The 13,234-nt window shown below is 62.3% G+C and carries 9 protein-coding genes; 2 read left to right on the forward strand and 7 right to left on the reverse strand.

Going from position 1 to position 13,234, the window contains the following annotated elements; genetic code table 11:
* Nucleotides 1–14 precede the first annotated feature (14 nt).
* Together BRA1253DRAFT_RS06845 and BRA1253DRAFT_RS06850 are read left to right on the forward strand one after the other, a co-directional pair.
* Nucleotides 15–1,292: a beta-ketoacyl-ACP synthase gene (locus tag BRA1253DRAFT_RS06845; RefSeq protein ID WP_007592479.1), complete on the forward strand. Its 1,278-nt coding sequence runs from the start codon at nt 15–17 to the stop codon at nt 1,290–1,292.
* 8 nt (nt 1,293–1,300) lie between these two features.
* Nucleotides 1,301–2,233 (forward strand): lipid A biosynthesis lauroyl acyltransferase, encoded by a 933-nt coding sequence (locus tag BRA1253DRAFT_RS06850; RefSeq protein ID WP_007592481.1) that lies wholly within the window; start codon nt 1,301–1,303, stop codon nt 2,231–2,233.
* Between the two features lie 241 nt (nt 2,234–2,474).
* Here BRA1253DRAFT_RS06850 and BRA1253DRAFT_RS06855 read toward each other — a convergent pair whose 3' ends face one another.
* From BRA1253DRAFT_RS06855 to BRA1253DRAFT_RS06885, 7 genes are all read right to left on the reverse strand, one after another.
* The gene (locus tag BRA1253DRAFT_RS06855; protein ID WP_007592482.1) at nt 2,475–4,607 is read right to left on the reverse strand and encodes a DNA/RNA non-specific endonuclease; all 2,133 of its coding nucleotides are present in this window, start codon (nt 4,605–4,607) and stop codon (nt 2,475–2,477) included.
* Nucleotides 4,608–4,687: 80 nt separating this feature from the next.
* Nucleotides 4,688–5,608 carry a hypothetical protein gene (locus BRA1253DRAFT_RS06860; protein ID WP_157158550.1) on the reverse strand — a complete coding sequence of 307 codons (921 nt, stop codon included), beginning with the start codon at nt 5,606–5,608 and terminating at the stop codon, nt 4,688–4,690.
* 761 nt (nt 5,609–6,369) lie between these two features.
* Nucleotides 6,370–7,476 (reverse strand): polyamine ABC transporter substrate-binding protein, encoded by a 1,107-nt coding sequence (locus BRA1253DRAFT_RS06865; RefSeq protein WP_007592484.1) that lies wholly within the window; start codon nt 7,474–7,476, stop codon nt 6,370–6,372.
* Between the two features lie 5 nt (nt 7,477–7,481).
* Entirely contained in the window at nt 7,482–8,660 is a 1,179-nt protein-coding gene (locus tag BRA1253DRAFT_RS06870; protein WP_007592485.1) for an aminotransferase, read from the reverse strand.
* An 8-nt stretch (nt 8,661–8,668) separates the two neighbouring features.
* The gene (locus tag BRA1253DRAFT_RS06875) at nt 8,669–8,995 is read right to left on the reverse strand and encodes a rhodanese-like domain-containing protein (RefSeq protein ID WP_007592491.1); all 327 of its coding nucleotides are present in this window, start codon (nt 8,993–8,995) and stop codon (nt 8,669–8,671) included.
* Between the two features lie 171 nt (nt 8,996–9,166).
* On the reverse strand, nt 9,167–11,095 hold the full coding sequence (locus BRA1253DRAFT_RS06880; RefSeq protein WP_007592493.1) for a potassium transporter Kup: 1,929 nt from the start codon (nt 11,093–11,095) through the stop codon (nt 9,167–9,169).
* Nucleotides 11,096–11,236: 141 nt separating this feature from the next.
* Nucleotides 11,237–13,135, reverse strand: coding sequence for a potassium transporter Kup (locus tag BRA1253DRAFT_RS06885; protein WP_007592495.1), 1,899 nt, complete (start codon nt 13,133–13,135; stop codon nt 11,237–11,239).
* Nucleotides 13,136–13,234 lie beyond the last annotated feature (99 nt).

The raw sequence follows: 13,234 nt of genomic DNA on the forward strand, positions 1-13,234 counted from the left end.
AAGCGGGGATCGACATGACTGCACCACGCGACAAACTCGGGCGTCCCGTCGTCGTCGTCACCGGCATGGGCATCATGACCTCGCTCGGCAACGGCAAGACCGACAATTGGGCGAAGCTCGTCGCCGGCGAATCCGGCATCCGCACCATCACGCGCTTTCCGGTCGACGGCCTGAAAACCACGATGGCCGGCACGGTGGATTTCGTCAGCGTCGATCCGTTCTCCTCCACCGCCCTGTCCGAGCGGATGGCCGAACTGGTGACGCAGGAGGCGCTGGACCAGGCCGGCATCGGCGCCAAGGCGGATTTCCCGGGTCCTCTCTTCCTTGCGGTCGCACCTGTCGAAGTCGAATGGCCGCAGCGCCGCGAGCTCGGCCGCGCCGTCGGTAAGCTCGACTTCAACTACGACGATCTGCTGCGCATCTCCGGCGGCGGCAAGTACAGCGCCTATCACCACCGCTTCATGTTCGGTTCGGTCGCGGCCTACCTCGCCGAGACCTTCGGCACTAAGGGCTCGCCGATCTCGTTGTCGACGGCCTGCGCTTCGGGCGCGACCTCGATCCAACTCGGCGTCGAGGCGATCCGCCGCGGCGAAACCGATGCCGCGCTGTGCGTGGCGACCGACGGCACCGTGAATCCGGAGGCGCTCGTGCGCTTCTCGCTGCTCTCGGCGCTGTCGACCCAGAACGACCCGCCGCAGGCGGCCTCCCGTCCCTTCTCCAAGAACCGCGACGGTTTTGTCATGGCCGAAGGCGCCGGTGCGCTGGTGCTCGAAAGCTATGAAGCCGCCACCGCGCGCGGCGCAAAAATCCTCGGCGTGATCGCCGGCTGCGGCGAGCTCACCGATTCCTTCCATCGCACCCGCTCCTCGCCCGACGGCAAGCCGATCATCGGCTGCATGAACAAGACGCTGGCCGATGCCGGCATGACGCCGGACCAGATCGACCACATCAACGCGCACGGCACCGCGACGCCCGAGAACGACAAGATGGAGTACAATACGACATCGGCCGTGTTCGGCGAGCTCGTCTCGAAGATTCCGGTCACCTCCAACAAGTCGATGGTCGGCCACACCATCTCGGCCGCCGGCGCGGTCGAGGCGATCTTCTCGCTGCTCACGCTGGAGCATCAGCGCATCCCGCCGACGATCAACTACGACAATCCGGATCCCACGATCCTGTTCGACGTCGTCGGCAATAAGGCACGCGATGCCCGCGTCACCGCGGTGATGTCGAACTCGTTCGGCTTCGGCGGCCAGAACGCCTCGCTGATCCTGACCCGCGAACCGGCCTGACCGGACGCATGGCGCTGCTTCCTGCGAGGACGAAGGCGCGCGCGCGGCAGACGGCCAAATCGATCGGTGGAGGCCTGATCGGGGCTGCCACCGTCGGCATGTTGCGCACCACGCGTTACTTCGATCCGGCCAAGACCTCGGACTTTTTCGCACGCGTCACCAGGCTGATCGGGCCGCGCCTTCGCGAGCACCGCATCGGCCGCGCCAATCTCACCGCCGCCTTTCCGGACAAGTCGCCCGAGGAAATCGAATCCATCCTGATGGGCGTCTGGGACAATCTCGGCCGCGTCGGCGCCGAATTCGCCCACATGGACCACGTCTGGGATTATGACCGCGATCATCCCGACAACAGCCGGATCGAACTGCCCGACCGCAGCATCGAGCTGTTCGACCGCATCCGCGACGACGGCAAGCCGGCGCTGATCTTCGCCGCGCATCTGGCCAATTGGGAATTGCCGGCGCTCGCCGCCGTCGCACACGGGCTCGATGCGGCGATCCTCTACCGCCGCCCGAACATCGCCTCCGCCGACCGCATCATCCAGGAGATGCGCCAGGTCAACATGGGCACACTGATCCCCGCGGGGCGCGACGCGCCGCTGCGGCTCGCGCAGGCGCTCAAAGACGGCAAGCACGTCGCGATGCTGATCGACCAATATCTGACCGGCGGCGTCGAGGTCACCTTCTTCGGCCGCAAGACCCGCGCCAATCCAATGCTGGCGCGCCTGTTGCGCCAGGTCGAATGCCCGATCCACGGCGTCCGCGTCATCCGCCTGCCCGGCGGCCGCTTCACCGCCGAGATCACCGAAGAGGTCCAGCCGGTGCGCGACGCCGACGGCAAGATCGACATCCAGGGCACGACCCAGGCGATCACGAGCGTGGTGGAAGGCTGGGTGCGCGAGCATCCCGAGCAGTGGCTGTGGCTGCACCGAAGGTGGCGGTAGGCGCTCGATCGTCTTTCCGGGACGATGCGAAAGCATCGAACCCGGAATCGCGAGATTCCGGGTCTGGTGCTGACGCACCATCCCGGATGACGGAGAACTCACCGCTCCGGCAGTTCCGCGCCGACTTCGGCCTGAACGACGCGATCCCAGGCTGCGATACAGATCGGACTTGCGCGTTCTTCATCGGCGGCGAGACGTTGAGCCAGGTCGTGCCGGGCCGCAGCCGCGCAGTCGGTCACAATCAGGCTCCGGCTTGTGCCTTGGCATCGGCGGCCAGAAGTCTTTCATCAAAAGTGACACCTGCAAGCTCGGCAATTTCGGCAAGTGGCCGCTGATACCGAGCATACTGACCGGGGGCAAACTCGATGCCGAAATCGTCGACCACGTTCTTCTGACTAAGAAGGAAGCCGTAGGTTAAGAGCCGCGATCGGCTTCCAGCGTCCTTGGCGGCCACCGCCACAACCTTCCAGAACAGAACAGGGTAAGCGATCGGTCCTGAGCCGAAGTCCGCCGTTGGATCATCGGCGGCGAGGATCGGCCCAGCGATGATGCAAGCCCTCGTATCATCGTGCTGCAGGCTCTTTTGAATATAGGCCTCGAAGCCGCCCCACAGGCCCTTGATGCCGCCGTACGCCGACCCGGGGGACTCACGATTGAAAGCCTGGTGCTGTGGCGTGCAATTCGTCCAATGAAAGGTGTCCGAGTTCGAGAACTCGAGTTCTTTTGCGGTTTCGCCCCAGGCGCTATCCTCGCGGCGAACGATATGTCCACGATCGATCTGCCCGGCAGGCTTATAGAAATCTGGATCGGCAATTTGGAATTTGTTGGGTATCCGCGGATCGGCGACCCAGCGGTCGGTTCCGAAAAATGCCCGACCATTTTGTTTTCGAAGATCGGGATTGTAGTCCACATTTGCGGCCGACCACATCTGGAGCCTACGAGCTTTATTCATCGCAAGGCTATAGTGGTGATATTTGAGAATTAGGATTTCACCATTTTCCTTGTACATCTCGCCAGACCGCGCGGCCACGATTCCTGGAACGGGTACGACCACGTCAGTACCCAAGAATGCTTCTTGATAACCCTCGCGATCCTCATAGTTCGGATCGAACCGCAACGTCTTTTCGAGGGCGGCGACAGCGGACTCCGCACCCGGCTGTGGCGGAGCCGTTTGCTCCGCATAAACATGGATGGTGACAGGGCCACTAAAATTCATGTTTGTACCGGACATGCTTCTCTCCTCAAATGCCACTCTTTGGGTTAGTAATTGGTTGTTTTCCGAGCCGCCAGAGCTTGCCGCAAAGAGACTGGTAGGAGCGGCTCCCCTCAGCATTTGACTGACATCATCGGCGGGGTCCGTCGTGCCCGCGAGCAGATCGCTTAGGATTTTCGCCTGTTTGGCATTGGTCAATTTGACCTTGCCCAACGCCTGGACGATTGAGCTGATGCGGATACCCTCGTTGGCGACCCAATGAACCTTGTCTTCACCCATATCTTCGGTCCAGACGGAGCCATCGGTTGCGACGATGTCATCGCCCCGCATTTCAGGTATCCCGGCGTGGTGAAGGGCAACCAGTTCCCACGCCTCACTGAAGGCCGGCGATCCTGATGATCCCTCCAAAGTATCGGTCTCGTAATGTAGGAAGCCTTCATCGAGAACGTCGAGCAGCCGGTTGTTCATGATGGCATATTGCTTGCCACCGCCGTCAGGATACTGGATCACCTCAATGGGGTAGCCCTTGAGGACTTTGGACGTTGCCTCCGAGAGCGGGATTGCTCCGAGGCTCTCGATCGGCTCACCCGTATTCGCGATGGGGCTAACCCCGACCAAGGCAAAATCAAGATGATTGTCACAGACAAAGAAGCTGCTGGCATCGATCGCAAACGTCACACCCACCTTGAGACCATGCTCGTCGAACTCGTGCAAGAAATTGGCGCCAGTACCGTGAGACGAGGCTGCATCTGGAAACACGTGACAGTTCGTCAAAAGCAGCCTCGGCGAGACCAGAAACCCCGACGCAAACCCCTCCGGTTGGACCCTTGGATCGACAGAGCTGACGATGCGAGCGACGGGTCGCCCAACCTTGCGGGCCGCCTCGCTCGGTGCCATTGAAATCAAGTCGAGTGTCGGACCAATTTTTCGCTCGATGAAGATTGGAAGTCGGCCTCGTTCGCGGAGATTGGCGGCATGCGCCAGAAGGTCTTGCCGTACGGCAAACCTCGCCTGCCGCATCGGACTGTCCGCCGTGCCCGGCCCCGAACGCGCGATCGTAGCGGCATCGGACGTTCGGCTCTGTGTGCGGGCTTGCCAGCGTTTGGCGGCAGTGCGCACGACTTCTAATCTGCGGTCGCGGGCTCTATCGATTTCAGACATGTCGCCTCCGAAGACAGGTTAGATGTCGCAAGTTTCATTTATGCGACAATCAGAGCGAATGAACCGTAGTGCGCGCTGGATTACCGTGCCGAGACCAAGTTGATATTGCTCGATTTCGGCAAGTCTTCCTTGAGGGTGGCCAAGACGATCGCCGTCGCGGCGGGATCAAGCACCTGAAGCGATCGGTCTTCATCAAGAGCGCCGAGCTGCGGTCGCGGTATGAAAAAGTCTTCACCGTTGAAATTGACTTGTACGGCCGCGACCGGTGGTCCGGGGTTGCCGCGCCTGACGACAAACAAGTTCACCAGATGATGGTGTCCGTCCGGGCCTCCGAGAAGGACCTTCGGCTCATAACCTTGTGCCGAGTAGTTCTGCGCAGCGATGAGTTCGCCCAAGAAATATAGAATGCCTTCTGCCGACCGCATGTAGGTGGATTTGAATTCATAACCCAACAGTCGGTATGTTCTCAGCAAAATCTGAAACTGGTTCATCGAGCAGAATTCACGTGCCGAGTTGACAAATTCGTAGCGTCCCTTCGAGAGGCGGGGCGGCGGACAATTGAATTCGGAATGGTCCTGTAGATATTCATCTTCCGCAATTTGACGGCATATTTCCATGGTGCGCGGATCGGACTCGCGGCATTTGAGGTCCTTCATGCTGCGAGCCTTGGTATATTCTGCAGGTGTCAATTCAACCCGCTGAAAAAGGATGCGCTGAACGACTTCTTCGGGCCACTTCTCTGAATTGAAGTAATCAACGATCTTGCGGCTCAATGGCTGATGCATCGTGCTCGCAAACTGCACATGGTTCAGATTGTTCATCTGGAACGACGTGAACCCTCCTCCATAGGACACGGTAGGATTCAAAGAGTAGCCTGTGAGGGCACTCGGGCTTAAATTGAAAGTACCGTTGGTGCTGCCTGAGAACACCGGACTGGCGGAGACATCGCCGAGCCCCACGAACGACATAGGCGCGCGCTGGCTCGCACGAACGGCATTCAACAGGAGTCCCAGATGGCCGCGTCGTAAGCATCGGCCTTGTTCACGAGCTCGGCTCGGGTACAAGCCCCACACAACACGGACAAGAAAACGGATGACAGCACAAATGCACACTTAAACAAAGCAGCCCCCAAACTCCCGACGTTAAATTCATCCCACGATTGAAAGCTCGTACTGTTTCACCTCGGCCAGGCGCCGTCTAGCCTAGGTTGAGCTTTTTCAACGAGCCGGTGGGGGCCATGAGACGGTAATTCGGTATTGACGTCGGAGCACGCAAGCTCCTTTGCACAAACTTCTCCTTCGTTGGACGGGGGTTTGCGTATGCGCAAACAGCGGCGCATGACCCCTGGGCTTCGCCGAGACAGCAGTGCGGTCGAGCTTGCCGCGAACACGAAGGTTTATGATCCGTGCTTGTGTTCCAGTGGCAAGGAATTCAAGAAGTTGCTGCGAACGATTGATCGACCTGACGGCTACGCGTCCAACGCGTCACTTATCTAAGCCCGATGGCCACGATGCAATTTGCCGCTGTTTTGCCAACGAGGCAAATGAGCGGAGCCTGTGACGTCACGCGCGTTCGGCCTCCATCGCGCTTCATTTCGCGCCCGCACGCGCGCTGCTTCGGGTCATTGCGCCGGCGCGTCGATTAAGCCAAGCCGCACTACGGCTTGGGCACTGCCAGCGGCGCGCCAGTCGCGATTCTACTGTGATGGGGTTGTTTTGCAGAAAATGACTTGCCGGGTTAATCCCAGCACGACCGCGGCGTCTCACCTTCCCGTCTTCACCCTGGTCCAGAGCCGATTGATAACCCGCTGGGTCGCCGGATCACGCGCCGTGATCACGAACAGCTTTGCGAGCGTCGCCTCGTCCGGATAGATGTTCCTGTCGTTCAGGATCTTCGGGTCGACCAGCTTCTGGCTGGCGAGGTTGCCGTTGGCGTAGGACAGGAAGTCCGTATTCTTGGCGGCCACGTCCGGACGGTAGAGATAGTTGATCAGCTCGTAGGCCTCCCTAACGTTCCTGGCGTCCGCGGGGATTGCGAGATTGTCGAAGAACATCTGCGCGCCCTCCTTCGGGATGGCGTAGCCGATCTCGATGCCGCTTTTGGCTTCGGCAGCGCGGGCGCGGGCCTGCATGATGTCGCCGGACCAGCCGACCACCAAGCAGATCTCGCCGGTGGCGAGCGCGCTGAGATATTCGGACGAGTGGAATTTGCGCACGGAGGGCCGCACCTTGGCGACGACATCGGCGGCCTTCTCGAGGTCGGCCTGCTTGGTCGAGTTCGGATCGAGCCCGAGCCAGCTCAGCGCCGCCGGAAAAATGTCGTCGGCGGAATCGAGCATGTGGACGCCGCAGTCTTTGAATTTTGCGAGGTTCTCCGGCTTGAACACGATGTCCCAGCTGTCGATCTTCGCATCCGCTCCGAGAATCTGCTTCAGTTTTGCGACGTTGTAGCCGATGCCCGTCGTGCCCCACATGTAATTGGCGGCGTAGACATTGCCGGGGTCGTAGATCGCGAGACGTTCGGTCACCACCGGCCAGGCATTGGCCAAGTTCGGCAGCTTCGACTTGTCGAGCTTCTGGAAGATGTTGGCCTTGATCTGGCGCTGGAGGAAATAGGCGGTGGGCACCACGACGTCATAGCCGGATTTGCCGGCCATCAGGCGCGTCTCCAGGGTCTCGTTGGCATCAAAAGTGTCGTAGACCACCTTGATGCCGGTCTCCTTGGTGAAGGCCTCGAGAATGTCGGGCGCCACGTAGTTCGACCAATTGTAGAAGTTGACGACCCGCTCCTCGGCCCGTGCGGGGGCGGAGAGCAACGTCAGCGCGGCGGCGATCGCGAGGCCAAAACCAAAGCGGCTGACGTTCGTCATCTCTCCTACCTCTTGCGCCCGCGCACCGCGTCCGACAGCCGCTCCAGCGCGGTGTCGAGCGTCTCGTCCTTCTTGGCAAAGCAGAAGCGCACCACCGAGGTCACAGGGTCCTGCTCGTAGAAGGCCGACACCGGAATTGCCGCGACCTTGTAGTCCTTCACGATCCGCCAGCAGAACTCGGTGTCGCTCTCGTTCAGCCCGAGCGGGGACAGGTCGACGGTGAGGAAGTAGGTGCCCTGCGACTTCAGCACCGGGAAGCCGAGGCTCTCCAGTCCCTTGGCGAGGCGGTCCCTGCTCCGCGCCAGGTCCTTGCGCATCGACAGGAAATACTCGTCCGGCTTGCCGAGCCCGTAAGCGACGGCGGCCTGGAGGTTCGGCGCGGTGGTGAAGGTCAGGAACTGGTGCACCTTGGCGGCAACGCGCAGCAGCGGCGGCGCGGCGCAGACGAAGCCGATCTTCCAGCCCGTCAGCGAGAAGATCTTGCCGGCAGAGCCGACCTTGATGGTGCGGTCGCGCATGCCGGGGATGGTGATCAGCGGGATGTGCTTGTGCTCGTCGAAAGTGACGTGCTCCCAGACCTCGTCGCAGATCGCGATGACGTCGAACTCCTGGCAGTAGCGCGCCAGCAGTTCGAGGTCCTCGCGCGGAAACACCACTGCGGACGGATTCAGGGGGTTGTTGAAGAGCACCGCCTTGGTCTTTGAATTGAAGACGCTTTTCAGCATGTCCTCATTCAGCCGCCAATGCGGCGGCTCGAGCCGGACCAGGCGCGGAATGCCGCCGGCCTGGCGGATGATCGGCAGGTAGGAATCGTACACCGGCTGGAAGCACACCACCTCGTCACCGGGCTGGACGACGGCGAGGATGGCCGAAGTCAGGGCCTCGGTGCCGCCGGAGGTCACCATCACCTCGCTCATCGGATCGAGCTCGAGGCCGTGCCAGTGGCCGTAATGGGTCGCGATCGCCTGGCGCAGCTCCGGCAGGCCCATCATCGACGGGTACTGGTTGTAGCCGTTCAGCGAAGCCTCGGCCGCGGCGCGGCGGATGTCCTCGGGGCCGGGATCATCAGGGAAGCCCTGGCCGAGATTGATCGCGGCGTTGTCGCGCGCGGCCTGCGACATCGCCTCGAAGATGGTGACCGGAAGGTCCGCGAAGACCTTGTTGAGGGACGAGCTCTTGGACATCGGCGGGGTCAGCCGCCGACCTTGCTGGGAAGACCCGCCGCCTTCCAGCCGAGCATGCCGCCGGCCAGATGCTTGTCGTACGGCAGCCCTGCCGCCTGCGCCGCCAGCGAGGCCGTCACCGAACGCTTGCCCGAACGGCAGGCGAACACGACCTCCTTACCCTCGGGATCGGGGATCGCCTTGGGATCGAAGGTCGAGAGCGGCACGACCACGCCGAAAGGATAGGCTTCGGCCTCGACCTCGTTCGGCTCGCGCACGTCGACGAGGAGATAGCGGCCCTCCGCGACACCCTTGGAGACCTCGTCCGGGGTCAGATCCTGTACTTGATTTGCCACATCATCCTCCAACGTCGCGGGCCGCTGCCGGGGCGATCCCGGCGGCCGGCAACCTCGCCTCTCGGCCGGTGAAAATCAAGCGCTACAAAGGCTTGAGCTGCCTTGCGCAAGTTAAAGCTAAATCGCAGCGACTTGAAGTGCGACCTTCAAATGGAGGATCAGATCGTCGCTTCAGATGGTGACCTGGGTGCCGACCTCGACAACGCGGCCGGAGGGGATCTGGAAATAGTCGGTGGCGTCGTTGGCGGAACGGCTGAGCGAGATGAACAGCCGGTCCTGCCAGCGCGGCATGCCGGAATGGGCGGCCGGCTTGAGCGCCCGCCGCGACAGGAAGAAAGAGGTCGACATGATGTCGAACTGCCAGCCGAGCTTGCGGGCGATCGCCAGCGCCTTCGGCACATTGGGCGATTCCATGAAGCCGAACTTCAGCGTCACCTTGGAGAAGGTCGGCGAGATCTGCTCCAGCTTCACCCGCTCGGCCGGATCGATGCGCGGGGTCTGCGCGGTCTCGATGGTGAGAATGACGTTCTTCTCGTGCAGCACCTTGTAGTGCTTCAGACTATGCATCAGCGCCGTGGGCGCGCTGAGGGGATCGCTGGTCAGGAACACGGCGGTGCCGGGCACGCGCTGCGGCGGCCGCTTCTCCAGCATCGCCACGAGGTCGGCGAGCGGGAATTCGAGCTTGCGCGACTTCTCGAACAGCAGCCGGCTGCCGCGCCGCCACGTGTACATCAGGATGATCATGAGCGCGCCGAGCGCCAGCGGCACCCAGCCGCCCTCGAACACCTTGAGCAGATTGGCGGCCAGGAAGGTGAGGTCGAGAAACAGGAACGGCGCGATCAGGGCGGCAGCCGTGAACGGCGACCACCGCCATACCTTCCAGATCACCACGAAGCCCATCATCGCCGTGACCACCATGGTCCCGGTGACGGAGATGCCGTAGGCCGAGGCCAGCGCGCTGGAGGAGCGGAACAAGAGCACCAGCAGGACCACCGCGACCAGCAGGAGCTGGTTGATGCGCGGGATGAAGATCTGGCCGGAATGGGCTTCAGACGTATGGCGAATTTCAAAGCGCGGCAACAGACCGAGCTGGATCGCCTGACGCGTCAGCGAATAGGCACCGGTGATGACCGCCTGGCTCGCGATGACAGTTGCGGCGGTCGCCAGCACGACCATGCAGCCGCGGAAAAAACCTTGCGGAAAGAGCTGGAAGAACGGGCTGACGATCGCCCCGGGATCGCCGAGCACGAGCGCACCCTGCCCCAGATAGTTCAGCGCCAGCGACGGCAGCACGATGAACAGCCAGGCGGTCTGGATCGGCCGCTTGCCGAAATGGCCGAGGTCGGCATAGAGCGCCTCCGCGCCCGTGACTGCCAGGAACACCGCTCCCAGCGTCACGAATCCGATGATGCCGTGGTGGAGCATGAACGACACCGCGTAGAGCGGGTTCAGCGCCAACAGCACCTGCGGCTGCTGGATGATCGGGTGGATCGCCGCGATCGCGATCACAGCGAACCAGACGCACATGATGGGGCCGAAGAAGGCGGCGACGCGAGCGGTGCCGCGGGATTGCACAGCAAACAGACCGACCAGGATGATCACGGTCAGCGGTACGATGTAGGGCTCGAAGTGCAGGGTGATGTCCTTCATGCCTTCGATCGCCGACAGCACCGAGAGCGCCGGCGTGATCACGGCGTCGCCATAGAACAGGGCGCCGGAAATGATGCCGAGCAGGACGATGGTTGTTCCGCGGGTGCCGACTGCGCGCTGGGCCAGCGCCATCAGCGCCAACGTGCCGCCCTCGCCGTTGTTGTCGGCACGGAGCAGGATCACGACGTATTTGAGCGTCACCACGATGATGAGCGCCCACAGGATCAGGGAGAGCACGCCGAGCACGGCCGCCGGCGTCGGCACCCCCTCCGCGCCGGACGCCGCCATCACCGCCTCGCGGAACGCGTAGAGCGGGCTGGTGCCGATATCGCCATAGACGACGCCGATGCTGCCGAGTGTCAGCGCACCGAAACCGGCGGTGGTGTGGGCGTCGCCATGCCCATTGGCCGCCGCCGTTTCCGGGGCGGAAATCGCTACATCACTTGTCATGGGAGAGCCTGATGGCCTCTAAAAAATGCTTCACTGCACAACGGCGGGGAGCGCGGGGCTTATAGGCCTGCGCTACCGGCATAGCCTAGGCCGATTTTGGGGCTTAGGTATGCAATTTGACATGTCTCTGCCAATCGCCGCTTAGATGGTGACCTGGGTTCCGACTTCAACCACCCGGCCCGTGGGAATCTGGAAATAGTCGGTGGCGTCGTTGGCGGACCGGCTCAGCGCGATGAACAAATGGTCCTGCCAAAGCGGCATGCCGGACTGCGCCGACGCCTTCAGCGAGCGCCGCGACACGAAGAACGAGGTCGACATGATGTCGAACTGCCAGCCCTGCTTGCGCGCGATCGCGAGCGCCTTGGGCACGTTCGGCTGCTCCATGTAGCCGAAGCGCAGGCGGACCTTGAAGAACTTGTCGCTGATCTTCTCCATCCGGAAACGCTCCGACAGATCGACCCGCGGCGTATGCGCGGTCTCGATGGTCAGGACCACGTTATGCTCGTGCAGCACCTTGTTGTGCTTGAGATTGTGCAACAGCGCGGTCGGCACGAAGGAGGGATCGCTGGTCAGGAACACCGCGGTGCCCTTGACGATGTGCGGCGGCCGCTTCTCCAGGCTCCGGATCAAATCGTCCAGCGGCACCTCGATGCGGCGCGTTTTCTGGATCAGGATCGCGGACCCTCGCCGCCAGGTCCAGATTGTCCCGGCCATGATCGCGCCGAACAGCAGCGGCACCCAGGCGCCTTCAAGCAGCTTCAGAAGATTCGCGCTGAAGAAACTTATGTCGACCACGACGAAGGGCAGGATCACCGCTGCGGCCGTCGCGGCGCGCCAGTTCCACAATTTCCAGATCACGATGAAGCCCATGATGCCGTCGGCAACCATGGTGGTGGAGACCGCAATACCGTAGGCCGAAGCCAGATTGCTGGGGGTGTGGAACAACAGCACCAGCAGCATCACACCGATCAGGAGCAGCCGGTTGACACGCGGCAGATAGATCTGGCCGGCGTGGGTTTCCGAGGTGAAGCGCACCTCGAAGCGCGGCAGGAGGCCGAGCTGCACCGCCTGATAGACCAGCGAATAGGCCCCTGTGATCACCGCTTGGCTCGCGATCACCGTCGCCGCGGTCGCAAGCCCGACCAGCGGCAGCACGAAGTGCTCGGGGACCATGCGATAGAAAGAGTGCTCGATCGCGCTGGGATCGGACAGCACCAGCGCGCCCTGCCCGAAATAGTTGATCAGGAGCGAGGGCAGCACGAAGAACATCCAGGCTGACTGGATCGGCTTGCGGCCGAAATGGCCCAGATCTGCGTAGAGCGCCTCACCGCCGGTCACCGCGAGGAACACCGCGCCCAATGTCACCAGGCCGATCGTGCCGTGCGACAGCAGGAATTGCAGCGCGTAATAGGGATTGATCGCTGCCAGCACCGACGGATCGTCGGCGATGTGAACGACGCCCAACACGGCAAGAACGGTGAACCAGACGACCATCACCGGCCCGAAGGCCGAGGCCACCAGCGCCGTCCCCTTGCTTTGGACCGCGAACAGCAGCGCCAGGATGAGGACGGTCAGGGGAACCACATAGTGCTCGAAGGCGGGCGTGGCGAGCTTCAGACCCTCGACCGCCGACAACACCGAGATCGCCGGCGTGATCATGGAATCGCCGATGAACATGGAGGCGCCGACCACGCCGAGCGCCATCAGGAACCAGCTCCGCCGCCCGAGCGCGCGCTGGCCGAGCGCCATGAGGGAAAGCGTGCCGCCCTCCCCGTTGTTGTCGGCGCGCAGCAGCAGCAGCACGTATTTGGCGGTGACGACGATCAGCAGCGCCCAGAGGATCAGCGAGAGCACGCCGAGCACCATGACCCGCGAGACCGGCTGGCCATGGGCGGCACCCCTGACGGCCTCGTGGAATGCATAGAGCGGCGACGTGCCGATGTCGCCGAAGACAACGCCGATACTCCCGAGCGTCAGGCCCCAGAAACCAGAGGTGACCGGCCCGTCCGGAGCTTCGGTCGATGTGATGCTCGCCGTCATATGAAACTGGAACGCTTCTGCCCGAGAATTGATCCGGCGCCTTTTGACGGTTCCGGCGCCCCTGTCAATCAGCACATCACCATAGCAGGCGCCGGGACG

The sequence above is a fragment of the Bradyrhizobium sp. WSM1253 genome, assembly GCF_000244935.1.
GTDB classification, from domain to species: Bacteria; Pseudomonadota; Alphaproteobacteria; order Rhizobiales; family Xanthobacteraceae; genus Bradyrhizobium; species Bradyrhizobium canariense.

What these genes read in the sequence shown, in the direction of transcription:
- BRA1253DRAFT_RS06880 (WP_007592493.1), bottom strand. Translation starts at nt 11,095, where the DNA reads ATGACAAGTGATGTAGCGATTTCCGCCCCGGAAACGGCGGCGGCCAAT.
- BRA1253DRAFT_RS06850 (WP_007592481.1), top strand. Translation starts at nt 1,301, where the DNA reads ATGGCGCTGCTTCCTGCGAGGACGAAGGCGCGCGCGCGGCAGACGGCC.
- BRA1253DRAFT_RS06885 (WP_007592495.1), bottom strand. Translation starts at nt 13,135, where the DNA reads ATGACGGCGAGCATCACATCGACCGAAGCTCCGGACGGGCCGGTCACC.
- BRA1253DRAFT_RS06855 (WP_007592482.1), bottom strand. Translation starts at nt 4,607, where the DNA reads ATGTCTGAAATCGATAGAGCCCGCGACCGCAGATTAGAAGTCGTGCGC.
- BRA1253DRAFT_RS06845 (WP_007592479.1), top strand. Translation starts at nt 15, where the DNA reads ATGACTGCACCACGCGACAAACTCGGGCGTCCCGTCGTCGTCGTCACC.
- BRA1253DRAFT_RS06865 (WP_007592484.1), bottom strand. Translation starts at nt 7,476, where the DNA reads ATGACGAACGTCAGCCGCTTTGGTTTTGGCCTCGCGATCGCCGCCGCG.
- BRA1253DRAFT_RS06870 (WP_007592485.1), bottom strand. Translation starts at nt 8,660, where the DNA reads ATGTCCAAGAGCTCGTCCCTCAACAAGGTCTTCGCGGACCTTCCGGTC.